Annotated in this window: 23 protein-coding genes and 4 tRNA genes; 20 read left to right on the forward strand and 7 right to left on the reverse strand. The window is 69.0% G+C overall.

Translation table 11 applies throughout. The features are described 5' to 3' along the window. Positions 1-73: 73 nt before the first annotated feature. From AC0N04_RS10095 to AC0N04_RS10115, 5 genes are all read right to left on the reverse strand, one after another. Positions 74-553 carry a CZB domain-containing protein gene (locus tag AC0N04_RS10095; protein ID WP_474281140.1) on the reverse strand — a complete coding sequence of 160 codons (480 nt, stop codon included), beginning with the start codon at positions 551-553 and terminating at the stop codon, positions 74-76. 211 nt (positions 554-764) lie between these two features. Further along, on the reverse strand, positions 765-1,442 hold the full coding sequence (locus tag AC0N04_RS10100; protein ID WP_474281142.1) for a PqiC family protein: 678 nt from the start codon (positions 1,440-1,442) through the stop codon (positions 765-767). A gap of 15 nt (positions 1,443-1,457) precedes the next feature. Further along, entirely contained in the window at positions 1,458-2,483 is a 1,026-nt protein-coding gene (locus tag AC0N04_RS10105) for an MlaD family protein (protein WP_474281144.1), read from the reverse strand. A 120-nt stretch (positions 2,484-2,603) separates the two neighbouring features. Then, positions 2,604-3,374: an ABC transporter ATP-binding protein gene (locus AC0N04_RS10110; RefSeq protein WP_474281145.1), complete on the reverse strand. Its 771-nt coding sequence runs from the start codon at positions 3,372-3,374 to the stop codon at positions 2,604-2,606. After that, the gene (locus AC0N04_RS10115) at positions 3,374-4,495 is read right to left on the reverse strand and encodes an MlaE family ABC transporter permease (RefSeq protein ID WP_474281147.1); all 1,122 of its coding nucleotides are present in this window, start codon (positions 4,493-4,495) and stop codon (positions 3,374-3,376) included. The genes AC0N04_RS10110 and AC0N04_RS10115 overlap by 1 nt, the downstream gene beginning before the upstream one ends. 278 nt (positions 4,496-4,773) lie before the next feature. Between AC0N04_RS10115 and AC0N04_RS10120 the strand changes: the two genes are divergently transcribed. From AC0N04_RS10120 to AC0N04_RS10215, 20 genes are all read left to right on the forward strand, one after another. Then, positions 4,774-5,703 carry a LysR family transcriptional regulator gene (locus AC0N04_RS10120; protein ID WP_474281149.1) on the forward strand — a complete coding sequence of 310 codons (930 nt, stop codon included), beginning with the start codon at positions 4,774-4,776 and terminating at the stop codon, positions 5,701-5,703. Between the two features lie 16 nt (positions 5,704-5,719). Beyond that, entirely contained in the window at positions 5,720-7,132 is a 1,413-nt protein-coding gene (gene leuC / locus AC0N04_RS10125) for a 3-isopropylmalate dehydratase large subunit (RefSeq protein WP_474281151.1), read from the forward strand. 14 nt (positions 7,133-7,146) lie between these two features. Beyond that, positions 7,147-7,284 (forward strand): entericidin A/B family lipoprotein, encoded by a 138-nt coding sequence (locus AC0N04_RS10130; protein ID WP_474281153.1) that lies wholly within the window; start codon positions 7,147-7,149, stop codon positions 7,282-7,284. Between the two features lie 63 nt (positions 7,285-7,347). Next, complete coding sequence (leuD, locus tag AC0N04_RS10135) at positions 7,348-7,998, forward strand: 3-isopropylmalate dehydratase small subunit (RefSeq protein WP_474281155.1); 651 nt, start codon at positions 7,348-7,350, stop codon at positions 7,996-7,998. Between the two features lie 34 nt (positions 7,999-8,032). Beyond that, positions 8,033-9,136, forward strand: a complete 1,104-nt coding sequence (gene leuB / locus AC0N04_RS10140) for a 3-isopropylmalate dehydrogenase (protein ID WP_474282041.1) — start codon at positions 8,033-8,035, stop codon at positions 9,134-9,136. 94 nt (positions 9,137-9,230) lie between these two features. Beyond that, entirely contained in the window at positions 9,231-10,358 is a 1,128-nt protein-coding gene (gene asd, locus AC0N04_RS10145) for an aspartate-semialdehyde dehydrogenase (RefSeq protein WP_474281157.1), read from the forward strand. Between the two features lie 283 nt (positions 10,359-10,641). Then, on the forward strand, positions 10,642-13,149 hold the full coding sequence (locus AC0N04_RS10150; protein WP_474281159.1) for a motility hub landmark protein FimV: 2,508 nt from the start codon (positions 10,642-10,644) through the stop codon (positions 13,147-13,149). Further along, on the forward strand, positions 13,136-13,978 hold the full coding sequence (gene truA, locus AC0N04_RS10155) for a tRNA pseudouridine(38-40) synthase TruA (RefSeq protein WP_474281161.1): 843 nt from the start codon (positions 13,136-13,138) through the stop codon (positions 13,976-13,978). Before AC0N04_RS10150 ends, truA begins: the two co-directional genes overlap by 14 nt. 46 nt (positions 13,979-14,024) lie before the next feature. Further along, on the forward strand, positions 14,025-14,684 hold the full coding sequence (locus tag AC0N04_RS10160) for a phosphoribosylanthranilate isomerase (protein ID WP_474281163.1): 660 nt from the start codon (positions 14,025-14,027) through the stop codon (positions 14,682-14,684). 17 nt (positions 14,685-14,701) lie between these two features. Beyond that, the gene (gene trpB / locus AC0N04_RS10165; RefSeq protein WP_474281165.1) at positions 14,702-15,997 is read left to right on the forward strand and encodes a tryptophan synthase subunit beta; all 1,296 of its coding nucleotides are present in this window, start codon (positions 14,702-14,704) and stop codon (positions 15,995-15,997) included. Continuing rightward, complete coding sequence (gene trpA / locus AC0N04_RS10170; RefSeq protein ID WP_474281167.1) at positions 15,994-16,806, forward strand: tryptophan synthase subunit alpha; 813 nt, start codon at positions 15,994-15,996, stop codon at positions 16,804-16,806. Before trpB ends, trpA begins: the two co-directional genes overlap by 4 nt. A gap of 47 nt (positions 16,807-16,853) precedes the next feature. Beyond that, positions 16,854-17,726 carry an acetyl-CoA carboxylase, carboxyltransferase subunit beta gene (accD, locus tag AC0N04_RS10175; protein WP_474281169.1) on the forward strand — a complete coding sequence of 291 codons (873 nt, stop codon included), beginning with the start codon at positions 16,854-16,856 and terminating at the stop codon, positions 17,724-17,726. A gap of 118 nt (positions 17,727-17,844) precedes the next feature. Next, positions 17,845-19,137 carry a bifunctional tetrahydrofolate synthase/dihydrofolate synthase gene (gene folC, locus AC0N04_RS10180; RefSeq protein WP_474281171.1) on the forward strand — a complete coding sequence of 431 codons (1,293 nt, stop codon included), beginning with the start codon at positions 17,845-17,847 and terminating at the stop codon, positions 19,135-19,137. A gap of 131 nt (positions 19,138-19,268) precedes the next feature. After that, positions 19,269-20,129 carry an SPOR domain-containing protein gene (locus AC0N04_RS10185; RefSeq protein ID WP_474281173.1) on the forward strand — a complete coding sequence of 287 codons (861 nt, stop codon included), beginning with the start codon at positions 19,269-19,271 and terminating at the stop codon, positions 20,127-20,129. Between the two features lie 13 nt (positions 20,130-20,142). After that, on the forward strand, positions 20,143-20,646 hold the full coding sequence (locus tag AC0N04_RS10190) for a CvpA family protein (RefSeq protein WP_474281175.1): 504 nt from the start codon (positions 20,143-20,145) through the stop codon (positions 20,644-20,646). A gap of 50 nt (positions 20,647-20,696) precedes the next feature. Further along, complete coding sequence (purF, locus tag AC0N04_RS10195) at positions 20,697-22,229, forward strand: amidophosphoribosyltransferase (RefSeq protein ID WP_474281177.1); 1,533 nt, start codon at positions 20,697-20,699, stop codon at positions 22,227-22,229. A 22-nt stretch (positions 22,230-22,251) separates the two neighbouring features. Continuing rightward, positions 22,252-23,652: a glutamate--tRNA ligase gene (gltX, locus tag AC0N04_RS10200; RefSeq protein ID WP_474281179.1), complete on the forward strand. Its 1,401-nt coding sequence runs from the start codon at positions 22,252-22,254 to the stop codon at positions 23,650-23,652. Positions 23,653-23,749: 97 nt separating this feature from the next. After that, positions 23,750-23,825 (forward strand) — tRNA-Ala (locus AC0N04_RS10205). Between the two features lie 33 nt (positions 23,826-23,858). After that, a tRNA-Glu gene (locus tag AC0N04_RS10210) sits at positions 23,859-23,934 on the forward strand. An 81-nt stretch (positions 23,935-24,015) separates the two neighbouring features. Next, positions 24,016-24,092 (forward strand) — tRNA-Asp (locus AC0N04_RS10215). A gap of 199 nt (positions 24,093-24,291) precedes the next feature. Here AC0N04_RS10215 and AC0N04_RS10220 read toward each other — a convergent pair. Together AC0N04_RS10220 and AC0N04_RS10225 are read right to left on the reverse strand one after the other, a co-directional pair. Continuing rightward, a complete protein-coding gene (locus AC0N04_RS10220) occupies positions 24,292-24,771 on the reverse strand; it encodes a BON domain-containing protein (RefSeq protein WP_474281181.1) in 480 nt (159 codons plus the stop codon). A 213-nt stretch (positions 24,772-24,984) separates the two neighbouring features. Next, positions 24,985-25,060, reverse strand: a tRNA-Thr gene (locus AC0N04_RS10225). Positions 25,061-25,296 lie beyond the last annotated feature (236 nt).

Here is a 25,296-nt window from a genome sequence, read left to right on the forward strand (position 1 = left end):
GGCCTTCGCATCAAGTCGCAACGGCCACCTCCGGGTGGCCGTTGCGTTTTCCGCGCGACGCCGGCGGCTGCGGTCAGCGCGCCCGGCCCGGACGCATCGGGGTCGGGCAGGTCTCCACCAGCGCCTGAATCTCGCTCAACGCGTCCAGCACGCCTTTGGAGGCCCCCTCGTACGGGCCCTTGAGCATGCGCTCGGCGTCGTCCTTCCTGCCGGCCTGGGTCAGCGCCACCACGTTCGATGCGGCATGGTGAAAGGTCTTGTGGTCGGCCACCAGCTTGCGGAACTCGGGCAGGTGGCCCAGCGAGGGCTGGCCGGCACTGTAGATCCACTGGCCGAGCGCGCAGCGATCGTCGAAGCAGATCACCTCGGGGCGCAGGTCTTCGCCGGAGCGGCCGAGCAGGTAGCGCTCCAGCCGAATCTTCCATAGCTCGTGGGCGGCGATCGCGGCGCGCAGGTCCAGGCCCTGGGTGACGGCACGGACCAGGCGCTCATCGCTCTCGGGTTCGGAGGCGGCGATGTCGTCGAAGAAGAGGCGTCTGAAAAGGCCCAGCATGGATGTCCCTGAGGTCGTGAAAGCGCGTGCGGGCCGCAGCATAGCCAGCGCGCCGGGTTTGGGTGCACTGCTCTGGCCGGCGGCGCGGCATCGTGCCCGCAACCGGTGCAGGCTGCGGGGCCTCTACAACAAGCGGGTGTGATGTTGCCGGGGCCGCTACGGCCGCGCCGAGGGGCCGTGCGTGCCGGCGGCGCGGGCGCCGACGTCGGGTTCAGCGTGGCGCGCGGGCCGCGATGTCCTGCGCCAGACGCCACAGTGCCAGCCGGTGCGCACTGACCAAGGTGTCGGTGCGCGGATCGGCCAGCGGCACCTCGATCCGGCTTTGGTGCACTTCCGGTGCGGCGCTGCCGCGCGGGTCGATCAGCATCCAGCGCGCCTGCAGCACCACGGCGTGGCCGTCGGCGTCGGCGTCCAGGCGCTGGAGGTCGACGCGCAGCTGGCGGTCCACCTGGACGCCCGGCGGCAGCGGTGCACGCCAGACTTGCTGTTCGCCGCGCAGGCGGATCAGGTCCTGCAGCAGCAGCCTCGGCACCGCGTCGCGCAGCGGCTCGGCCCAACGCTGGCCGGGCAGGGTGGCGAGCGTGGCCTGGCCGCTGGGACGGACGATGGCATCGCGGTCCAGGTAGTCGGGCAGCTGCACCGGGCCCAGCGACCAGCGGATGGCGGCCGGTGTCGGCGCTGGTGCGCTGGCCGCTGCGCCCGGCGGGTCGGCGCGCAGTTGAAACAGCTGCACCGGGGGCGAACTGCCGCAGGCCGCCAGGGCCAGCGCCAGCGTCGTCAGGCTGGCGGTGACGAAGCCGCAGCGCGGCCTTGTTGCGAGTGGCCGCCGCCGCGCCACCGGGTGCGGCTGGCTGCGGAGGGGGGCGATGCGTTGCGCAGGGGGCTTCATCGGTCGCTCCGGCGTTCAGTGCCGGCCCTTGAGCACGGCTTCGGGTTGCTGGTCCAGCGTGTCGGCCAGTTCGCGCAGCGCCCGGGCGGCGGTGGCGACGTCTTTCAGCGCCTGCTGCAGGTCCTGGTTCAGCGGCGCGTCGTCGGCGGTGGTCCGGCGCAGCGCGGCCGCGGTCTGCGAGAGCTCGTCGGCCGAACGGCGCAGGCTCTGGATCAGCGGGGCGTCGGGCGCGAAGCTGCTGCCCACGCGTTGCGCGGTCTGGCCCACCGTCTGCGCCGAGCCGCTCACCGCACTGGCGGCCGCGCCCATCCGGTCCATCGCCTCGCGGGTCGAGCGCAGCGTCTGCTGGGCCGAATCGGCCAGCGGCCCGGCGCGGCGGTCGAGCTGTGCGGTGAGGTGCCGGAGGTTGGCGGTGATGGCCTGGATGTCCTTCACCGACTGGGCCAGCTCGGGGCCGGTGATGACGCGCCGGGCGGTGCTGGCGATCGCCGCCACGTCGTCGACCAGGCGTTTGATGTCCAGCCCGCCGACCTGGTTCTTGAGCTCCTGGATCGCAGTGGAAATGGTGGGGATCTCGGTCTCGGGGCGGTCCGTGTTGACGCGCCGCAGCGGCTTGTCGGGGTGGAAATCGAGGTCGACGTAGAGCTGTCCGGTGAGCAGGCTTTGCATCGCCAGCTGGGCGCGCAGGCCGCGGGCGACCAGGGCTGGCACGGACGTACCCGGGTCATCGGTCACGCTGGCGCCGCTGACGTTGCGCAGCATGTCGCGTTCGAGTTCCGCCTCGACCGGAATGGTCACGGTGTTGCGGGCCTTGTCGTAGGCCACGCCGATCGAGGTCACGCTGCCCAGCCGCACGCCGCGGAAGACCACCGGCGCACCGATCTGCAGGCCGTAGATCGAGCCGTCGAAGTGCATCACCACCTTCTGCTTGCGGATCAGCAGCGAGCCGCCCGCGACCGTGAACACGGTGACGAACAGGAGCACCAGCGCGCCGACCACGAACAGGCCGAGCAGGGCCGGGTTGCTGCGGTGCCGGCTCACTGGACTCCCCTGGGCGCTGGGCGCTGCGGGATGCGCGCGGGGGAGCGGACCGGCGCGCTCATGGTGCAACCCTCCGCGCTGCGCGCTGAGGGATTCGCGCTCGGGAGCGGCCCGGCGCGCTCATGGCCGCTCGGCGCGGCGCAGAAAGCGGCGCACGGTGTCGGGCCCGCTGTCCAGCAGGGTGCGGGGAGCGTCCAGCGCGGTCATGGTTTTCTCCTGGGCGTCGAGGAACAGGGCGCGGTCGGCCACGGCGAAGATGCTGTCGAGCTCGTGGGTCACCATCACGACCGTGGTGCCCAGATGATCGCGCAGGTTGAGGATCAGCTCGTCGAGCCGGGCCGAAGTCAGCGGGTCCAACCCGGCCGACGGCTCGTCGAGGTAGAGCAGCGGTGGGTCCAGCGCCATCGCACGGGCGATGGCGGCGCGCTTCTTCATGCCGCCGCTGAGCGCAGCGGGCGAGGCGTCGAAGCTGCCATCCAGCCCCACCAGCGCGAGCTTGAAGCGGGCCAGCGCCTCGATCTCGGCATCGGGCAGCTCGGTGAATTCCTGCAGCGGCAGCATCACGTTCTCACCCACGCTCATCGAACTCCACAACGCGCCCGCCTGGAACATCACGCCGAAGCGGCGGCGCAGCGCGTCGAGGGCGGCCTCGTCGGCCTGCGCGAGGTCGATCTCGCCGTAGCGTATGCGTCCGGCCGCGGGCGTGTGAAGACCGATCAGATGGCGCAGCAGCGTGCTCTTGCCGCAGCCGCTGCCGCCCATCAGCACCAGGATCTCGCCGGGCCGGATCTCGAAGCTGAGGTGGCGCTGGATCACGCGCTCGCCCCAGGCCAGCGTGAGATCGTCCACCCGCACCAGCGGGTCTGCATCGTGCGGGGGCCGCGCGCTCATCACCACCCCAGGCGCTGGAACATCATGGTCAGCGCCGACGCGGCCACCACGATCCAGACGATGGACTGGACCACGGCCGCGGTGGTGGCCTCGCCCACCGCCTGGGCGCTGCGGCCGGCGTTCATGCCCTGACGGCAGCCGGCTACCGCCACCAGCACGGCGTAGACCGTGCCCTTGAGCAGGCCGATGCCCACGTGGGCGAAGCTCAACGATTGCAGGCTGCGGACCAGGTACTCGAGCGGCTCGACCTGGAAGATGCCCACCGCCACCAGCAGCCCGGCCAGCATGCCCACCAGCGCGGCATAGGTGGTCAGCAGCGGGGCCATCAGCGCCATCGCCAGCACCCGCGGCAGGACCAGGTGCTCGACCGGGTTCAGGCCCAGGCTGGCCAGGGCGTCCACCTCCTCGTTGGCCTGCATGCTGCCGAGCTGGGCCGCGAAGGCGGCGCCGATGCGGCCGGACAGGATGATGCCGGTCATCAGCGCTGCGATCTCGCGCACCACGCCGATGGTGACCAGGTCGGCCATGTAGATCTGCGCGCCGAAGCGCTGCAGCTGCGCGGCCCCCATGTACGCGATGATCAGCCCGACCAGAAAGCTCACCAGCGAGACGATCGGCAGGCTGGACGGGCCGGTGGCCTGCAACTGCTGCAGCAAGTCCACGCCGCGCATGGCCGACTGACCGCGCAGCCAGCGGCCCACCGCGTGCAGCAACTCGCCGACGAAGCGCAGCGTGACCCGCGCATTCGCGGTGCTGCGCACCAGGCGCAGGCCGACGCGGGCCAGCCAGCCGTGCGGGGCTTCGGGCGCGTCGGACGACGGCGCCGGGGCGACGGCGGCCAGCGCGAGCACCTCGCGCAAGCCGGCGGGCAGGGTGGCGGCGTCCAGCGGCCGACCTTGTGCCGGGCCCAGGGCCCACAGCGCCGCGGCGAGCCGGCTGTCGTAATGGGTCAGGCCGTCGCCATGGATCCGCAGCGAGGCGCCCGGCGGCAGCACCGGTGCCGGGGGGAACGTGCCCTGGCCGCGCCAGTCGCCCGACAGCCGCAGCAGCGGGCCCTGGGCATCGGCTTCCCACAGCGCAATGGCCGGGGCGACGGCGGTGGGCGGCGGCGAGGGCGGCATGCGGTGACGGGAGGTGAAAGTGACAGCCTGACCTTGATCCTAACCGGGGGTGATCTGGCACCGTCCAGTGAACGGCCTGGCGGCGAGTATCCTTCGTGTTTTGCGAAGTCTTCATTGGCGATTGCCGTGAGCTGAGTTTTCTACCTTCGTGCACCATACGGTCCAGCGAGCAAAGGCGGGCCCGAGGTTCACCGGCCTCGCCCCCTCGGGTGCTGCCTGCCTGACCCGGGCGGTGCGGGGCCCGCACCCGCCCGGCTCGCCACCTTTCTCATGCTGCCATGCGCTTCGACCTGCTCACGCTCAACCTGGTGCTCGCGATTGCCGACGCGGGCAACATCACGCGCGCCGCGGAGCAGGAGCACCTGGCGCTTGCCGCCGCGAGCAAGCGCCTGAAGGACCTGGAGACGCGGCTCGGCGTGCAGTTGTTCGAGCGCCGCGCCCGGGGCGTCGAACCGACCGAGGCCGGCCGCGCCCTGGTGCGCCACATCCGCAGCCTCAATGCCTCGCTGCATGCGCTGGAGAGCGAGGTGGTCGAATTCAGCCGCGGCATCAAAGGGCATCTGCGCCTGGTGGCCAATGCATCGGCGATCGCGGAATGCCTGCCGCCGGATTTGGCGACCTTCCTGCGCGAGCATCCGCAGATCCGCGTCAGCCTGGAAGAGCTGACCAGCGCCGAGGTCCAGGCCGCCGTGGCCGAGGGCCGGGCCGACGTCGGCGTCACTGCGCCGCCGCAGGCCGACGCCCGGCTGCGCGCCTGGCCCTACCGCGAGGGTGAACTGGCGGTGGTGCTGCCCAGGGGGCATGTGCTGGCCCAGGCCGGTGCGGGCGGCGCCGATCGCGGCCTGCCGTTCGACGCGCTGCTCGACTTCGACATCGTCGGACTGCACATCGGTGCCTCGGTCCACGAGCTGATGCTGCAGCGCGCGCTCGAACGCGGCCGCACGCTGAAGGCGCGGCTGCAGGTGCACGGCTTCGACGCGATCGCGCAACTGGTCGACGCCGGCCTGGGCGTGGCCGTGCTGCCGGCCGCGGTCGCGCAGCGCTTCGCGAAGCTGTTCGAGATCGAGGTCCGCGCGCTGGCCGAACCCTGGGCGCGCCGCACCTACCTGCTGGTGGCCCGCGACCAAGCCGTGCTGCCCACCGTCGTACAGCGTTTTACAGATACCTTGTCGGCGCTGGCCGCACATCCCCGACAATCTCACCCCTGACCTGGAACTGCCTGACATGACCGCACGCACCCTCTACGACAAGCTGTGGGACGAGCACGTCGTCCATACCGAGGACGACGGCACCGCCACCCTGTACATCGATCGCCATCTGGTGCACGAAGTCACCAGCCCGCAGGCTTTCGAGGGGCTGGAGATCGCCGGGCGCAAGGTCTGGCGCCTGTCGGCCAATCTGGCGGTGAGCGACCACAACGTGCCCACCACCGACCGCTCGCAAGGCATTGCCGATCCGATCAGCCGGCTGCAGGTGGACACGCTGGACGCGAACTGCGACCGCCACGGCATCACCCAGTTCAAGATGAACGACCTGCGCCAGGGCATCGTGCACGTGATCGGCCCCGAGCAGGGCGCGACGCTGCCGGGCATGACCGTGGTCTGCGGCGATTCGCACACCTCGACCCATGGCGCCTTCGGCGCGCTGGCGCACGGGATCGGCACCTCCGAGGTCGAGCACGTGCTGGCCACGCAGACCCTGCTGGCCAAGAAGGCCAGGAACATGCTGGTGCGCGTCGAAGGTGTCGTGGCGCGGGGCGTCGGGGCCAAGGACATCGTGCTGGCCATCATCGGCAAGATTGGCACCGCCGGTGGTACCGGCTACACGATCGAGTTCGGCGGCTCGGCGATCCGGGCGCTGTCGATGGAAGGCCGCATGACGGTTTGCAACATGGCGATCGAGGCCGGGGCGCGCGCCGGCCTGGTGGCGGTGGACGACACCACGATCAGCTATGTGCAGGGCCGGCCGTTCAGCCCCAAGGGCGTCGAGCTCGACCATGCGATCGGCTACTGGCGCAGCTTGCACAGCGATGCTGGCGCGCACTTCGACAAGGTGGTGGAGCTGGACGCGGCGCAGATCCGCCCGCAGGTCACCTGGGGCACCTCGCCCGAGATGGTGTTGTCGATCGAGGACCGGGTGCCCGATCCCGACAAGGAAAAGGACGCGGTCAAGCGCGGCGCGATCGAGCGCGCGCTGACCTACATGGCACTGGAGCCGAACAAGCCGCTGGCCGACATCCGCATCGACAAGGTCTTCATCGGCTCGTGCACCAACAGCCGCATCGAGGACATGCGTGAAGCCGCCGAGGTCGTCCGTCGGGTGGGCGGCCGCATCGCCGCCAACGTGCGCCTGGCGATGGTGGTGCCGGGCTCGGGCCTGGTCAAGGCGCAGGCCGAGGCCGAAGGCCTGGACAAGGTGTTCAAGGCGGCCGGCTTCGAATGGCGCGAGCCGGGCTGCAGCATGTGCCTGGCGATGAACGCCGACCGGCTGGAGCCGGGCGAACGCTGCGCCAGCACCAGCAACCGCAATTTCGAGGGCCGCCAGGGTGCGGGCGGCCGAACCCACCTGGTCAGCCCGGCGATGGCCGCCGCCGCGGCGATGGCCGGGCATTTCGTTGACGTGCGTCGTGTGGCCTGAAGGAAGACATCATCATGAAGAAACTGATCCTGAGCGTGTTCGCGTTGACCCTCGTGCTGCTGATGGGCTGCAACACCGTCCAAGGCATGGGCAAGGACATCCAGAAGGCCGGCGATGCCATCGAAGGCGCCGCCAAGAAGGCCAAGGACTGACGAGCCCGACGCTGCGCGGCACGCCGCGCCGTCGCCGATCGTCGCCAAACGACTGAAAAAGCCATGCAAGCATTCACCCTCCACAAGGGCCTCGTGGCCCCGATGGATCGCGCCAATGTCGACACCGACGCGATCATCCCCAAGCAGTTCCTGAAGTCGATCAAGCGCACCGGCTTCGGCCCGAATCTGTTCGACGAATGGCGCTACCTGGACACGGGCGAGCCCGGCCAGGACCCGGCCAGCCGCAAGCCCAACCCCGATTTCGTGCTGAACCAGCCGCGCTATGCCGGCGCTTCGGTGCTGCTGGCGCGCGACAACTTCGGCTGCGGCTCCAGCCGCGAGCACGCGCCGTGGGCGCTGGCGCAGTACGGCTTTCGGGCCCTCATCGCGCCCAGCTTCGCCGACATCTTCTTCAACAACTGCTTCAAGAATGGCCTGCTGCCCATCGTGCTGCCCGAGAGCCAGGTGGCGCGGTTGTTCGACGAGGTGGCCGCCTTCCCCGGCTACCAGCTGGCCGTCGACCTGCCGCGCCAGGTCGTGATCAAGCCCGACGGCAGCGAACTGCCGTTCGAGGTGCAGGCCTTCCGCAAGTACTGCCTGGTCAACGGCTTCGACGACATCGGCCTGACGCTGCGCCACGCCGACAAGATCAAGGCCTTCGAGGCCGAGCGCCTGGCCCGCATGCCCTGGCTGAACCAGCGCCTGGTGCGCTGAGAAAAATACGACGAGAACCTGACCCATCATGACCATAAAGATTGCAGTGCTGCCGGGCGATGGCATCGGCACCGAGATCGTCGAGCAGGCGGTGCGCGTGCTGAAGGTGCTCGACCTGGACTTCGAGTTGGAAGAGGCCAAGGTCGGCGGCGCCGCGTACGAGGTCCACGGCCATCCGCTGCCCGAGAGCACGCTGAACCTCGCCAGGGCGGCCGACGCCATCCTGTTCGGCGCCGTGGGCGACTGGAAGTACGACAAGCTCGACCGGCCGCTGCGCCCCGAGCAGGCCATCCTGGGCCTGCGCAAGCACCTGGGCCTGTTCGCCAACTTCCGTCCGGCGATCTGCTACGAGCAGCTCACCCACGCCTCCAGCCTGAAGCCTGAACTGGTGGCCGGGCTGGACATCCTGATCATCCGCGAGCTCACCGGTGACATCTACTTCGGCCAGCCGCGTGGCCGCCGCACCGCGGTGGACGGCCACTTCCCCGGTGCCGAGGAAGCCTTCGACACCATGCGCTACAGCCGGCCTGAGATCGAGCGAATCGCCCACGTCGCCTTCCAGGCGGCGCGCAAGCGCGGCCGCAAGGTCACCAGCGTCGACAAGGCCAACGTGCTGGAAACCTTCCAGTTCTGGAAGGACGTGGTCACCGAGGTGCATGCGCAGTACCCCGACGTGGAACTGGAGCACATGTACGTGGACAACGCGGCGATGCAGTTGGTGAAGGCGCCGAAGAAGTTCGACGTGGTGGTCACCGGCAACATGTTCGGCGACATCCTCTCGGACGAGGCCTCGATGCTCACCGGCTCGATCGGCATGCTGCCGTCGGCCTCGCTGAACGCCAGCAACCAGGGCTTGTATGAACCGAGCCACGGCAGCGCGCCCGACATCGCGGGCAAAGGGGTGGCCAACCCGCTGGCTACAATCCTCTCCGCCGCCATGATGCTCCGCTTCTCACTCCAACAGCCCGAGGCCGCCGACCGGATCGAGTCGGCCGTGCGCGCTGTGCTGGCCGCGGGTTACCGCACGCCCGACATCTGGAGCGAAGGCACCCAGAAGGTGGGCACGCGCGAGATGGGCGATGCGGTCGTGGCCGCCGTCACCGGCGCGACCACCGGCAAAACGATTACCAAGCGCTGAGCGCTCGGTCTCGTCACGCCCCAACCCACTGGACCCGGCGCGATGAGCCGGGGCAGAGCAGGGTCTGGTGACTGGCATCAAAGGAAACACTGAAATGGCACTCGTAGGTTTGGTCGGCTGGCGCGGCATGGTCGGCTCGGTCCTGATGGACCGCATGCAGGCGGAGAACGACTTCGCGCACTTCGAACCGCTGTTCTTCTCGACCTCCAACGCCGGCGGCCAGGCCCCGGCGCAGGCCAGGAACGAGACGACGCTGCAGGACGCGTTCGACATCGACGCGCTCAAGCGCTGCGACATCGTCGTCACCGCCCAGGGCGGCGACTACACCTCCGCGGTCTTCCCCAAGCTGCGCGCGGCCGGCTGGACCGGCCACTGGATCGACGCCGCCTCGACGCTGCGCATGGACCGGGACGCCGTGATCGTCCTGGACCCGGTCAACCTGCCGGTGATCAAGTCGGCGCTGACCCAAGGCGGCAAGAACTGGATCGGCGGCAACTGCACCGTCAGCTGCATGCTGATGGGCGTCGGCGCGCTGTACAAGGCGGGTCTGGTGGAGTGGATGAGCACCCAGACCTATCAGGCCGCCTCGGGCGGCGGCGCCCAGCACATGCGCGAGTTGCTGACGCAGTACGGTACGCTGAATGCCTCGGTCAAGGCGCTGCTGGACGACCCCAAGAGCGCGATCCTCGAGATCGATCGCCAGGTCATCGCGACCCAGCGCGCGTTGACGCCGGAGCAGACTGCCAACTTCGGCGTGCCGCTGGGCGGCTCGCTGATCCCCTGGATCGACAAGGATCTGGGCAATGGCCAGTCCAAGGAAGAGTGGAAGGGCATGGCCGAGACCAACAAGATCCTGGGGCAGGGCGAGGGCTTCGGCTCGGCGGCCGTCCCGGTCGATGGCTTTTGCGTGCGCGTCGGGGCGATGCGCTGCCACAGCCAGGCGCTGACCTTCAAGCTCAAGAAGGACGTGCCGGTGGCCGATATCGAGGCCATGATCGCCGCTGACAACGCGTGGGCGAAGGTGGTGCCCAACAACCGCGAAGCGACGATCAAGGACCTGACGCCGGTGGCGGTGACCGGGACGATGACGATTCCGGTCGGCCGCATCCGCAAGCTGGCGATGGGACCGGAGTACGTCGGCGCGTTCACCATCGGCGATCAACTGCTGTGGGGGGCGGCCGAGCCGCTGCGCCGCATGCTGCGCATCCTGCTCGACCAGTGAGCGTGGCGGCCCGGCGAATGCCGGGCCGATGACCCCTCGGCCGCGCCCCTTGTTTCAAACCGTTGCGGTACGTTGCCGCGGGGCAACATGCAAGGGGCTGCGGATGGGTTAAATCGCATGCCGACTGAAATGTCAGGAAATGGATGAGCTTGCCTGCCTATATGCTTGATGCTATGGTGTTTTCTCGCCGATTCCCGCCCGCAGTTGGGCGAGGGGGCGAAAGAACCCTCGTTGGCGACCGGTCGGGCATCCAGACACGCCGGTTTGCGATCCCGGAGACGCTTTGAAGAACACCTCATTCAGGGCCTCGGGCCCGACCATGACCTGGGTGGCTGCGGCTGCCTTGATGCTGGTGCATTCGGGCGCCCTGGCGATGAGCCTGGGTCGGCTGTCGGTGCAGTCCGCGCTGGGCGAACCCTTGCGGGCCGAGATCGACGTCAACGATCTGACCCCCGATGAGGCGGGGTCGCTGAAGGCGGCGCTGGCCTCGCCCGACGCCTTCCGGGCCGCCGGGGTTGATTTCAATGCCGTGCTGTCCCATGCCCAGGCCAAGTTGGTGCGCCGGCCCGACGGACGGATGGTGCTGCGCCTGTCCAGCGAGCGGGCCGTCACCGAACCCTTCCTCGACGTCCTGCTTGATTTTTCGTGGAACAGCGGCCGGCTGCAGCGTTCCTACACCTTGCTGATCGATCCGCCGATCACGGCGTCGACCCCGTCGCCCGTGGCGGTGGCGGCCGCGCCGATCATGTCGGCCACGCCGTCCGGCGCAACGCCGCCTGCGCCGTCTCCGAGCGAGCCGGTGGCCCGTGCGAAGACGCCCAAGCCGGTCGCCGAGAAACCCGCCCCGACCGAGCGAAGCTATCGGGTGCGCGCAGGCGACACCCTGTCGGGCATTGCCGCGGCGCAAGTGCGCCCCGGCGTTTCGCTGGACCAGATGCTGGTGGCGCTCTATCGCAACAACGCCCAGGCGTTCAATGGCGGCAACATGAACCGGCTGAAGGCCGGCGCGGTGCTGAACCTGGGCGAATCGCAGGCCCAGGCGGATGCCGTGCCGCAGGCGGAGGCGCGGCGCATCATCCAGGCACAGAGCGCCGATTTCGCGGCCTTCCGGCAACGGCTGGCCGGTGCTGCGCCCGAGATGCGCGGCAACGGGCCCGCGCACCAGGCCAGCGGCAAGGTCGAGACCCAGGTGCAGGATCGCAAGACCGACAACGGCCAGCCGCCGGACAAGCTCCTGCTGTCCAAGGGGGGCTTGAAGGCCAGCGGGACCGAAGCCAAGATCTCGAAGGAAGCCGAGCGCCAAGCCGCCCAGGCCCGGGTGGCCGAGCTGGCGCGCAACGTCGCCGAACTCAAGGGCTTGTCGGCCAGCGGTCCGGCCGCACCGATCCGCAGCGAGGCGCCGACCCCCGCGGCGTCGCTGCCTGCGGTGCCGGTGGCGGCAACGGTCGCCCCCGTGGTGACCGCCGCGCCTTCGGCCGCGGCATCGGTGGCGGCGGCATCCGCGTCCGTCCCGGCGGTCGCGGCGTCCAGGGCGGCACCCAAGGGGGCCGCTCCGAAGCCGGCACCCGTCCCGCAAACGGGTCTGCTGGATGCGCTCAGCGACAACCCCTTCGTCATGCCGGGTGCCGCCATGTTGGCCGCGCTGCTGGCGGGGCTGGGCTTCATGCGCTGGCGCCGCAAGGGCCAGGACGGTGCCGGTGAGACGTCGTTCATCGAGAGCAAGCTGCAGCCCGATTCGTTCTTCGGCGCCAGCGGTGGGCAGCGGGTCGATACCCGCGATGGCCCGAGCAGCAACGCCTCGTCGTCGCTGAGCTATTCGCTGAGCCAGCTGGATGCCATCGGCGACGTCGATCCGGTCGCCGAGGCCGACGTGTACCTGGCGTACGGCCGCGATCTGCAGGCCGAGGAAATCCTCAAAGAGGCGCTTCGCAGCGATGGCGCCCGTCCGGCGATTCGCGTCAAACTGCTGGAGGTCTACGCCAAGCGTGCCGACGTCAAGGGCTTCGAAGCGCAGGCCCGGCAGTTGCACGAACTGACCGGTGGGGAGGGCGAGGACTGGCAGCGGGCCGCCGACATGGGCCGGCAACTGGATCCATCGAACCCGCTGTATGCGACGAGTGCGGCTCAGGAGCCGGTCGCCGCGACGCTGGTCGATGCCGCTCCGTTGGCGGGCAGCGTGTTGCCCGACAGCCGGTTCATGAGCGACCCGACCCTGCCGCTGGACGTGCCGGCTGCGGCGGCCGACGCGGGTGCGGCCGGAGGGAGCTTCGATATCGACATCGACCTGGATGCGCCGTCCCAGCTCAGCGGCCTGGAGCAGACCCGTCCGCTGGATACCGCCTCCGGCCTGCCCGATCTGGTCGAACCCGAGCCCGAACCCACCTCGCCAGGGGCGCTCGATGGTTTCCGGCAGCACACCACGCCGGGCGAGCTCGATGCGCCCGCGATGCACTCGGCGCCTGCGAAGGCGGCCGACGAGCCGCTTGATTTCACGCTCAACCTGCCTGACGACGTGCCGCCTCACAAAGAGGCCCAGGCGTCGGGGCCGGTGGACTTCGACTTCGGCGATCTGTCGCTGGATCTGGACACGCCGCCGCCCGTCGGTGGGAGCGCCGAGGCCGATCTCGACGCCGGCAGCGCCGACCCGTTGGCGCGCAAGATCGAACTGGCCGATGAGTTCCGCCGCATTGGCGACATCGAGGGCGCGCGTGATCTGTTGGGCGAGGTCGTGAGCAAGGCCGACGGGGCGCTGCGCGTGCGGGCCCAGAGCCTGCTCGATGAGCTCAAGTGACACGGCCCCGCTCGCAAGCCCGGGCGACGGGCAGCTGACCGGACTGCGCCGGCTCGCGCTGGGCGTCGCCTACCGGGGCGGGCGCTATCACGGCTGGCAGAGTCAGCCCGACGGGTGCACGGTGCAGGACCAGGTCGAGAAGGCGCTGGGCCAGTTCGCGGCCATGCCGGTGCACACGATCTGCGCCGGCCGCACCGACACCGGGGTTCACGGCCTGAACCAGGTGGTGCATTTCGACACGCCGCTGGAGCGCGATGTCTTCTCATGGGTCCGGGGCACCAACCGCTACCTGCCCGACGACATCGCCGTGCAATGGTGCCGCGAGGTGCCGGCCGACTTCCATGCTCGCAACCATGCCCGCGCACGTCGCTACCGCTACTTGTTGCTGGAGGCGGCGGTGCGTCCGGCGCTCGAGCAAGGGGCCTGCGGCTGGACCTTCCGGCCGCTGGACGCCGAGGCGATGGTGCAGGGCGCAGCGCACCTGATCGGCGAGCACGATTTCAGCTCGTTCAGATCGTCCGAGTGCCAGGCGCTGTCGCCGGTCAAGCAGATCCACCGCATCGACATCACGCGCCGCGGAGCCTACTGGCGCTTCGATTTCGAGGCGATCGCCTTCCTGCACCACATGGTGCGCAACATCATGGGCTGCCTGGTCGCCATCGGCGCCGGGCGTCAACCGGCCGGCTGGATGGCCGAGGTGCTGGCGGCGCGCTCGCGCGATGCCGCCGCCCCCACCTTCGCGCCCGAGGGGCTTTATTTCGTCGGTCCGGTCTACGATGCGCACCTGCAGATCCCGCAGGCCACCGCGGCGATGGACTGGCTGCCGTAAGCCTTCCGCGCCCGTCGGCCTGCGCCGAGCCGACCCTTGTTTCGCCATGCCCTCTCTTTTTCAGCACCGTACCCGCGTCAAGATCTGCGGCCTGACCCGCGAGGCCGACGTGGACGCGGCGGTGGCGGCCGGGGCCGATGCGATCGGCTTCGTGCTTTATGCCGCCAGTCCGCGCGCGGTCAGCGCGGAGCGCGCCGGTCAGTTGGCGCGGCGGCTGCCGCCCTTCGTCAGCCCGGTGCTGCTGTTCGTCAACGCCGGCCCGGACGAGATCGCGTCGGGCGTGCGGGCGGTGCCCCACGCGCTGCTGCAGTTTCATGGCGACGAACGCCCCGACGATTGCCGGCGGGCCGGGCGGCCGTTCCTGCGCGCCGCCCGGATGACCCCAGGCTTCGATTTGCTAGACTTCGCATCGCGCTACCCGGAGGCCGCCGGCCTTTTGCTCGATGCCCATGTGGAGGGCTACGGGGGGGGCGGAAAGGCGTTCGATTGGTCTCTCATTCCTACAGGCGTGCCCCGTCCGGTCGTTTTGTCTGGTGGGTTGAATCCTGCAAATGTGATCGATGGGGTGATGCACGTCCGGCCCTGGGCCGTTGACGTGTCGTCTGGCGTCGAAATCGGCAAAGGCGTCAAGAGCGCCGATCTGATGCGCCAGTTCTGCGACGCGGTGCGCGAGGCCGATATCCGCCTGGCGGCACCGCTCCCCTGATCTCGAAAGACCTGTTCATGTTCAGCTATCACCAGCCCGATGCGTCGGGCCATTTCGGCCCCTATGGCGGCAGTTTCGTGTCCGAGACCCTGGTCCACGCGTTGGACGAGCTCAAGGCGGCCTACGCCCATTACCGCAACGATCCGGCGTTCATCGCCGAATTCCAGCGCGAACTGAAGCACTTCGTCGGCCGGCCCAGCCCGGTCTACCACGCCGACCGCCTGAGCCGCGAGATCGGTGGCGCGCAGATCTATCTCAAGCGCGAAGACCTGAACCACACCGGCGCGCACAAGATCAACAACACCATCGGCCAGGCGCTGCTGGCCCGCCGCATGGGCAAGCCGCGGGTGATCGCCGAGACGGGCGCGGGACAGCACGGCGTCGCCACCGCCACGATCTGCGCCCGCTACGGCCTGGAATGCGTGGTCTACATGGGCAGCGAGGACGTCAAGCGCCAAAGCCCCAACGTCTATCGCATGCACCTGCTGGGTGCCAGGGTCGTTCCGGTGGAGTCGGGCAGCAAGACGCTCAAGGACGCGCTGAACGAGGCCCTGCGTGATTGGGTCACCAACGTCGAGAACACGTTCTACATCATCGGCACGGTGGCCGGCCCGGCGCCGTACCCGGAGATGGTGCGCGATTTCCAACGGGTGATCGGCGACGAATGCCTGGTCCAGATGCCCGAGATGCTCGGCCACGCCGGCCAGCAGCCGGACGCGGTGATCGCCTGCGTCGGCGGCGGCAGCAATGCGATGGGCATCTTCTATCCGTACATCGAGCACGAGAGCGTGCGCCTGATTGGCGTCGAGGCGGCCGGCCTGGGTTTGGCCACCGGCAAGCACGCCGCCAGCATCCTGGCCGGCTCGCCCGGCGTGCTGCACGGCAACCGCACCTACCTGCTCCAGGACGACAACGGCCAGGTCACCGAGACCCATTCGATCTCGGCCGGCCTGGACTACCCCGGTGTCGGCCCCGAGCACGCCTGGCTGCACGACATCGGCAGGGCCGAATACGTCGGCATCACGGACGACGAAGCGCTGGCGGCGTTCCATCGCCTGTGCCGCACCGAAGGCATCATCCCGGCGCTGGAGTCGAGCCACGCCGTGGCCTACGCGATGAAACTGGCGGCGACGATGCGACCTGACCAGCACCTGCTGGTGAACCTGAGCGGCCGGGGCGACAAGGACATCGGCACCGTGGCCGACCTGTCGGGGGCGGCGTTCTTCTGCCGGCCCTCATGCCAGGGCCAGACGGTCAAGGGCGGTGCCGAGGCCTCGCTGGCCTTTGCCAAGCAGGAAGGCGGTGTGCGATGAGCCGCATTGCCGCCACCTTCGCTGCGCTCAAGGCGTCCAATCGCCGGGCGTTGATCCCCTACGTCTGTGCGGGCGATCCCTTTGCCGACGCCACCACCGAGATCATGCTGGCGCTCGCCGAGGGCGGGGCCGACGTGATCGAACTCGGGGTGCCTTTCTCCGACCCGATGGCCGACGGCCCGGTGATCCAGAAGGCCGCCGAACGTGCGCTGGCCAGCGGCATCGGCATGACGCAGGTGCTCGACGCGGTGCGCCGGTTCCGGCTGACCAATCAAGCCACGCCGGTGGTGCTGATGGGTTATGCCAATCCCGTCGAACGCTACGACCAGAAGCACGGCCGCGACGCCTTCGTGGCCGACGCCGCCGCGGCCGGCGTGGATGGCGTGTTGATCGTCGACTACCCGCCCGAGGAATGCGAGGCGTTTGCCGCGACGCTGAAGGCCCACGGCCTGGACCTGATCTTCCTGCTCGCGCCGACCTCGACCGAGCAGCGCATGCAGCAGGTGGGCCGGATCGCCACCGGCTATGTCTACTACGTCTCGCTCAAGGGCGTGACCGGCGCAGGCCACCTGGACACCGCCGCGGTGGCCGAGGCCGTGCCGCGCATTCGTCGGCATGTGAGCGTGCCGGTGGGCGTGGGATTCGGCATCCGTGACGCGGCGTCGGCCCAGGCGGTCGGCCGGGTCTCGGACGGCGTGGTCATCGGCTCGCGGCTGATCCAGATCCTCGAGACCCAAACGCGCGACAATGCCGCTCCGGCGGCCCGCCAGTTCATGGCGGAGATCCGGGCGGCGCTCGATGCGCTCTGAGCGCCCGTGGCGCTGACGTCCCCCATCGCTGTGAGGAGCATCCGTTCATGAGTTGGCTAGAAAAGCTGCTGCCCCCGAAGATCCAGCACACCGACCCGAGCGAGCGCCGCTCGGTCCCCGAAGGGCTGTGGATCAAATGTCCGTCGTGCGAGTCGGTGCTGTACAAGACCGATCTGGAGCAGAACCTCAACGTCTGCCCCAAGTGCGATCACCACCATCGCATCGGCGCGCGGGCCCGGCTCGACGCCTTCCTCGACGCCGAAGGGCGCTACGAGATCGGGCACGAGGTCCTGCCGGTCGACGCACTGAAGTTCAAGGACAGCAAGAAGTATCCGGAACGGCTCAAGGGCGCACTGGAGTCGACTGGCGAGACCGACGCGCTGATCGTGATCGGCGGCGCGGTGATGAGCGTGCCGGTGGTGGTGGCCTGTTTCGAGTTCGACTTCATGGGCGGTTCGATGGGCTCGGTGGTGGGCGAGCGCTTCGTGCGCGGCGTCGAGACCGCGATCGAGCAGAAGGTGCCTTTCATCAGCTTCACCGCCACCGGCGGCGCGCGAATGCAGGAAGGCCTGTTCAGCCTGTTCCAGATGGCCAAGACCAATGCCGCCTTGACGCGCCTGGCCAAGGCCAAGCTGCCCTTCATCAGCGTGCTGACCGATCCGACCATGGGCGGCGTGTCGGCGTCGTTCGCCTTCGTCGGTGACGTGGTGATCGCCGAGCCCAAGGCGCTGATCGGTTTCGCCGGTCCGCGGGTGATCGAGAACACCGTGCGCGAGAAGCTGCCCGAGGGCTTCCAGCGGTCCGAGTTCCTGATGACCAAGGGCGCTCTCGACATGATCGTCGACCGCCGACAGCTACGCCCGACCATTGCTCATCAGTTGGCGATGCTGCAACGCCAGGGCGCCGACGCGGTGGCCTGAGTTCACCGAGCCCCCGGTCGCGGGGTGCCGCGACCACCCCCCGAGGGGGTGCGCGACCGCCTTGGGGCGGCCCGGCGCCGGTCGCGACTCGCCGATTCACACCTGATTCGTTCGCACTGTGATTCCCTTCGACACCCTGGCTGACTGGCTCGCCCATTGCGAGCGCCTGCACCCGACCGAGATCGAGATGACGCTGGACCGGGTGCGCGCGGTGCGCGACCGCCTGGGCCTGCGTTTTGACTGCCCGGTCATCAGCGTGGCCGGCACCAACGGCAAGGGCTCGACCTGCGCGATGCTGGAGAGCATCGCGCGCGCGGCCGGCTACCGCGTCGGCCTGTTCATCAAACCCCACCTCGTTCACTTCGAGGAGCGATGCCGCGTCGACGGGCAGATGGTCGGCGCTGACAGCCTGGTCGAGCATTTCGCGGCAGTGGAAGCCGCGCGCGGCGACGTCTCGCTGACCTATTTCGAGTTCACGCTGCTCGCGATTGCGCGGCGGCTGGCGGCCGAAGCGCTCGACCTGGTGATCCTCGAAGTGGGCCTGGGCGGCCGCCTCGACGCGGTGAACGTGTTCGACGCCGACTGCGCCGTGATCACCAGCGTGGCCATCGACCATGTCGACTACCTCGGCCCGGACCGCGAGAGCATCGGCCGCGAGAAGGCCGGCATTCTGCGAGCCGGCAGGCCGGCCATCGTGGCCGACCCGGTGCCGCCGGCCAGCGTGCTGGCGGCGGCCGAACGGCTCGGTGCGGACCTGTGGCTGGCCGGGCGCGACTTCACGCAGTCCGGCGATCGCCAGCAGTGGGCCTGGAGCGGCCGCGGCCGCCGCTACCACGCGCTGGCCCATCCGGCGCTGCGCGGGGCCAACCAGCTGCTCAATGCCTCCGGCGCGATCGCGGCCCTGGAAGCGCTGCGCGAGCGGCTGCCGGTGACCGCCCAGGCGATCCGGCTCGGTCTGGCCACCGTCGATCTGCCGGGCCGTTTCCAGATCGTGCCGGGCCAACCGGCTCTGGTGCTGGACGTCGCCCACAACGAGCAGAGCGTGGCCGCGCTGGCGCTCAACCTGGACCAGATGGGCTTCTTTCCGAGCACCCGGGCGGTGTTCGGCGCGATGCACGACAAGGACTTGCATGCGGTGGTGGCGCGGCTGGCGCCACTGGTCGAGGTCTGGCACCTCACCGACCTGCCGCTGCCGCGTGCCGCCTCCGCGCAACAATTGGCCGAGGTGGTGGCCGCGGTGACGGCGGGGCAGGCCCGGGTGCAATGCCATGCCAGCCCCGACGAGGCCCTGGCGGCCGCGGCGGCCGCGGCCGACCCCGCTGATAGAATCGTGGTCTTCGGCTCGTTCTATACCGTGGGCGGCGTGCTGAAGAAGGGCTTGCCACGGCTGTCGGCGCCTCACCAGGCGTGAATTCGGTCGGGCAGGGCGCCATGGCGGCGCCGCGGAGTGCCTGACTCGGCCGGCTGCGGTCACCAGGGCCATGCGGCCCGGCATCTGCAGGGCGGTTTGTGCGAACCTGCCCCGGATGCTCGCTGCCACGCATGGGTCTGCTTTCGAAATTCAAGTTCGGCTCGAAGACGTCCGCCCCCGCGCCCTCCGCGGCCGGCCTGGCCGAGGCGTCGGAAATCGTTCGCGAGGCGCGTGTGAAAGCCCGCCGCCGCCTGATTGGCGCCAGCCTGTTGCTGGGGGCGGGCATCATCGGTTTCCCGCTGGTGTTCGAGAGCCGGCCCCGCCCGATCCCGGTCGACATTCCGATTGAAATCCCTGCCCGTGAAGGCATGACCCCGCTGGCGCCGCCGGTGCCGCGGGTCGCGCCGATCGGCAGCAACGCCCCCGCCGCCGCGTCGGCGACGAGGTCCGAAGGGGACGTGCCGGCATCGTCCGCCTTGGGCGACCATGAAAGCATCGTGCCGCCAGCCGCGGCGGTGGTGGCGCCGTTCGCGGTGGCCGGGGCGTCGCTGGCCCGCCAGGCGGCTTCGGCCCCGGCGGCGGCGTCGGCCGCGCGCAAACGGCTTGCCGGGCAGGTCGTGGCGCCGACGGCCTCGCAGGTCGACGCCAGGCCGACGTCGGCCAAGAGCAGCATGCCAGCCGTGGCCGCCGCGGTGGCGCCATCGGCAGCCCGCCCGGCCAGCGCTGCGCCCAAGGGCCGAAGTGCGGACGGCGCCGTCGATCAAGGACGCTACGTGGTGCAGGTCGGCGCGTTCGCCGAAGTGCCGACGGCCCACGCGGCACGAATGAAGGTCGAGGCCCTGGGGCTGAAGACCTATACCCAGGTGATCGAATCGCCTTCCGGGCGTCGCATTCGCGTGCGCGTCGGCCCGTTCGCGACCAAGGCCGACGCCGCGAAGGCGGCGACCCGGATCAAGAGCAGCGGCCTGCCGGCCGCTGTGCTGACCCTGTGAGTCAGGCCGAGCCGTGAACCTCGGGACGCCCATTTCCCCGCTCGACTGGGGCTTTGCCGCGGTGCTGGGCCTGTCGATGCTGGTCGGGCTGTGGCGCGGGCTGGTGTTCGAGCTGCTCTCGCTGGCCGGCTGGGTCGCGGCCTGGGTCGTGGCCAAGGTCTACGGACCGGCGCTGGCCGCAAGCCTGGCCCTGGGCGAGGCCGGCTCCGCGGGGCAGCGCGCACTGGGTTTCACGCTGGCGTTCGTCGGCACGCTGGTGGCGGCTTCGCTGCTGGCGCGGCTGGCGCGCTGGCTGGTGGCGGCCACGCCGCTGAGCGTTCTCGATCGCCTGCTGGGAGCCGGATTCGGCCTGCTGCGGGGCCTGCTGGTGCTGCTGGCTGTGACCACCTTGGTCAGCCTGACGCCGGCGCGCCATTCGCCGATTTGGCAGGCGTCGCAGGGTGCCGGCTGGCTCGACCGGGTGCTGGAAGCGATGCGCCCCTGGGTGCCCGAGCGTGGGCATTTTCCGGTGGCTTGACATCGGCGACCCGTCCCCCATTTCTTTGTTTTCTTCAGGACAGACACCCCATGTGCGGCATCGTTGGCGTGATTTCCAGGCAGCCGGTCAATCAGCTCATCTATGACGCCTTGCTGCTGCTGCAGCATCGCGGCCAGGATGCGGCCGGCATCGTCACCATGCAAGGGACCAAGTGCTTCATGCACAAGGCGCGGGGCATGGTTCGCGACGTCTTCCGGACCCGCAACATGCGGGCCCTGCCGGGCACCGTGGGACTGGGGCAGGTGCGTTACCCCACGGCGGGCAATGCCTACAGCGAAGAGGAAGCGCAGCCCTTCTACGTCAATGCGCCGTTCGGCGTGGTGCTGGTGCACAACGGCAACCTGACCAACGCGGCGGCGCTGAAGAAGGAGTTGTTCGACATCGACCGGCGCCACATCAACACCGAGAGCGACACCGAGGTGCTGATCAACATCGTCGCGCACGAGATCGGGCGGGCGGCGCGCGATTTGCCGCTGTCGCCCGACGAGGTGTTCAAGGCGGTGGCCGCCGTGCACCGCCGGCTCAAGGGGTCGTATGCCGTGGTGGCGCTGATTGCCGGCTACGGCCTGCTCGCGTTTCGCGACCCGTTCGGCATTCGCCCGCTGTGCTTCGGGACCCGGGACACAGGCGACGGCCAGGAGGTGATGGTGGCCAGCGAGTCGGTGGCGCTGGAGGGCACCGGCCACCAGTTCGTGCGCGACGTGGCGCCGGGCGAGGCGATCTTCATCGATCTGCAGGGCCAGGTTCACAGCCGCCAGTGTGCCGACGCGCCGCTGCTCCATCCCTGCATGTTCGAGTACGTCTACCTGGCGCGTCCGGACTCGGTGATCGACGGTGTCTCGGTCTACCAGGCGCGGCTGAACCTGGGCGAGACGCTCGCCCAGCGCCTGATTTCGACCATGCCGCCCAACGAGATCGACGTGGTGATCCCGATCCCCGAATCCAGCCGCCCGTCGGCGATGCAGTTGGCGCAGAAGATCGGCAAGCCGTATCGCGAAGGCTTCGTGAAGAACCGCTACGTGGGCCGCACCTTCATCATGCCCGGGCAGGGCGTGCGCAAGAAGAGCGTGCGCCAGAAGCTCAATGCCATCGGCATCGAATTCAAGGGCCGCAACGTGCTGCTGGTGGACGACTCGATCGTGCGCGGCACGACCAGCAAGGAGATCGTGCAGATGGCGCGCGAGGCCGGTGCGCGCAAGGTCTACATGGCCTCGGCCGCGCCGCCGGTGCGTTTCCCCAACGTGTACGGCATCGACATGCCGACCAGCGAGGAGCTGATCGCGCACGGCCGCAGCATCGAGGAAATCCGCCAGTTCATCGGCGCCGACGCGCTGATCTACCAGGACGTCGACGCGATGAAGCGCGTGGTCGGCGCGCTGAACCCGGCGATCCATGGCTTCGAGGCGTCGTGCTTCGACGGCCAGTACATCACCGGCGACGTGTCGGTGGAAGACTTTGCCGCGATGAAGGCACAGCGGGCGTCGCAAGGCGACGAAGAAGAAGCGTCGGACCGCAGCCGCCTGGCCTTGCAGAGCGGGCCGGGCGACGACCGCGGCGCCTGATCCACCCTACGATTCCTTCCCCATGAGCTCTGGAAAAAAAATCCGCACCCGCATCGCGCCGTCGCCCACGGGCTTCCTGCACCTGGGCACCGCCCGCACCGCGCTCTATTCGTGGGCCTATGCGCGCCACCACGGTGGCGAGTTCGTGCTGCGCATCGAAGACACCGATGTGGCACGCTCGACCCAGGGCGCGGTCGAGCAGATCCTGCACTCGATGGACTGGCTGGGCCTGAATTACGACGAAGGCCCGATCTACCAGATGCAGCGACTGGACCGCTACCAGGCGGTGATCGATCGCATGCTGGCCGACGGCACGGCCTACCGTTGCTATGCCACGCCCGAAGAACTGGAGGCCTTGCGCGAGGCGCAGAAGGCGCGCGGCGAGAAGACCGGTTACGACGGCCGTTGGCGTCCGGCCCCCGGCAAGTCCTTGCCGCCGGTGCCCGAGGGCGTCAAGCCGGTGATCCGTTTCGCCAACCCGCAGGAGGGCGAGGTGCGCTGGGACGACCTGGTCAAGGGGCCGATCAGCATCGCCAATCGCGAGATCGACGATCTGATCATCGCCCGTGCCGACGGGGTGCCGACCTACAACTTCGCGGTCGTGGTCGACGACTGGGACATGGCCATCACCCACGTCTTCCGGGGCGATGAGCACATCAACAACACCCCGTGGCAGATCAATCTGTACCACGCGCTGGGCGCGCCGTTGCCGCTGTTCGGCCACTTGCCGGTGATCCTCGGGGACGACGGCCTGAAGCTGTCGAAGCGGCGCGGCGCGGTGGCGGTGTCCGCCTACGAAGACGGCGGTTACCTGCCCGAGGCGATGCTGAACTACCTGGCCCGCCTGGGATGGAGCCACGGCGACGACGAGTTGTTCAGCCCGCGGCAGCTGATCGACTGGTTCGACGGCTCGCACCTGTCGAAGAGCCCGGCGCAGTGGGACGCCGCCAAGCTGGCCTGGGTCAACGCGCAGCACCTGAAGCAGGCCGACGACCCGCGCCTGGCCGCGCTGGTGGCGCAGCAGCTGGGCCGGCGCGGCATCGCCGTGGCCGACGTGGCGGCCCTGGAGCCGATGTGCGCGCTGTTCAAGGACCGCTGCGCGACCACCGTCGAACTGGCCGATTGGCTGGCGATGTATTTCGCGCCGGTCAGCCCCAGCGCCGACGACCGGGCTCAGCACCTGGGCGATGCCGTCCGGCCTGCGCTGCAGTCGCTGGCCGCGCGGCTGGCCGAGGTCGCCTGGGACAAGGCCGCGATCAACCAGGCCATCAAGGACACCGTGGCCGAACACAAGCTGAAGATGCCGCAGTTGGCCATCCCGGTGAGGGTGCTGGTGTGCGGCCGTGCGCAGACGCCGTCGGTGGATGCGGTGCTGTCGCTGTTCTCGCGAACAGAAGTGCTCGGCCGCTTGCAAGACGTTTGAAAAACGGTATATACTCTTGGTCTTGCTTGAACGGCACAAACCGATTGAAGCGAAGCGATCTGACCGCTGAAAGGCAGCCAGATCGATGAGCCGAAATGGGGGTATAGCTCAGCTGGGAGAGCGCTTGCATGGCATGCAAGAGGTCAGCGGTTCGATCCCGCTTACCTCCACCAACAAGGTGGCGCCGTTGAAGCAAAAAGGTCCATGCGCCCTTCGTCTAGAGGCCTAGGACACCACCCTTTCACGGTGGCTACAGGGGTTCGAATCCCCTAGGGCGTACCAGGTTTGCTCCGGCAGGCCTGGAACAGGCGGTTGATGCCTGGAGCGGTTCAGCAATGAGCCACTTGAAGTTCAGCACCACGCGGAGTGGTAGTTCAGTTGGTTAGAATACCGGCCTGTCACGCCGGGGGTCGCGGGTTCGAGTCCCGTCCACTCCGCCACCTCTCAAGCGAAGCCGCTGCAAGTCATTGACTTGCAGCGGCTTTTTGCTTTTTCTGTGACCCGTCCGGCCGGACGCAGCGCAGCCGATGGCCTCGCTATGGTTCTTGTCGGTGTGTCACGTCGCCGAGGCGGACGTCATGTGCCACTGACCGGTCGCGGCGGGCAAGGTTGACCGTCAGCCAAGAGGCCGTGCCGGGCTCAGGGCGCTCGCTCATAGCGCACAGGGCCTTGCGTGCCCACGCTCAATTCGACAAGTACGCCTTCGACATCGTCAATGCGTCGGACCAACTGTTCGAGCTCGCGCGCCTGCTCGGGCGTCGAGACGCAGCCCTTCAGCCAGACCAGGCGCCGCTGACCGAGCGCCCAGACGCTCGTGTCGGCGTCGAAGCGTCCCGACGCGCGTACCGCGATCTCGACCCGCGGCATGATCTCCTTGTCGTACAGGTAGCTGTTTGCGAGGCGGCACCGACCATCGAGGTAGCAGCTGACGCCGCGCTGCGACCGACCGTGGGCCTCGGCCTTGGCCTCGTCGCGCGTGAGCAGCGGGCCGGCCGGCACGGGGCAGTCGGGCAGGCCGTGCGTGAGCTGCTGGAAGGGGTCACCGAAGACGTTGCTGCGTTCCTGCGCCGCAGCAGCTTGGGTGAGCACCAGCAGGAGCACGACGATGGACCGTTCCATGGCCCGACAGTATGCTTCGCTGGCGGCTGGTTGGGCTGCCATTCATGACCGACACTCAACGTCCGATCCGTGGACGACATGATCGCAGCAACGCACATGGCCGGAATACAGCGCCAAGGCGCGCGATCGCCAGCCCGCGTGAGCGGTAGGAGGGACGGGCAAGGAAAGAAAAAAAGGGTTGGCGACCCTGATGCCGCCAACCCTTGTTTTGTCTGGTGCCGGTGAAAGGAGTCGAACCCTCGACCTTCGCATTACGAATGCGCTGCTCTACCAACTGAGCTACACCGGCCTGTCTTGCTCCAGGCGCCGTGCCATCGAATGGTTGCGGCCCCCGAAATACAGCCTGCCATTCTAGCAACAATCCTGGTTCATCGCGCTGAAATCTCCCGTCGAACGGCTGACACGCTCGCACGCCGCATGCCCTCATGGGCGACTCGACACCGGCATGAGGTGCGCGGCGGGCTCGAAGTTGTATTTCGACAAATGTTAATATGCCGCGCGCGAACGACCGTCTGTCAAGGTGAG

The organism is Ideonella sp. sgz306126, from assembly GCF_056032705.1.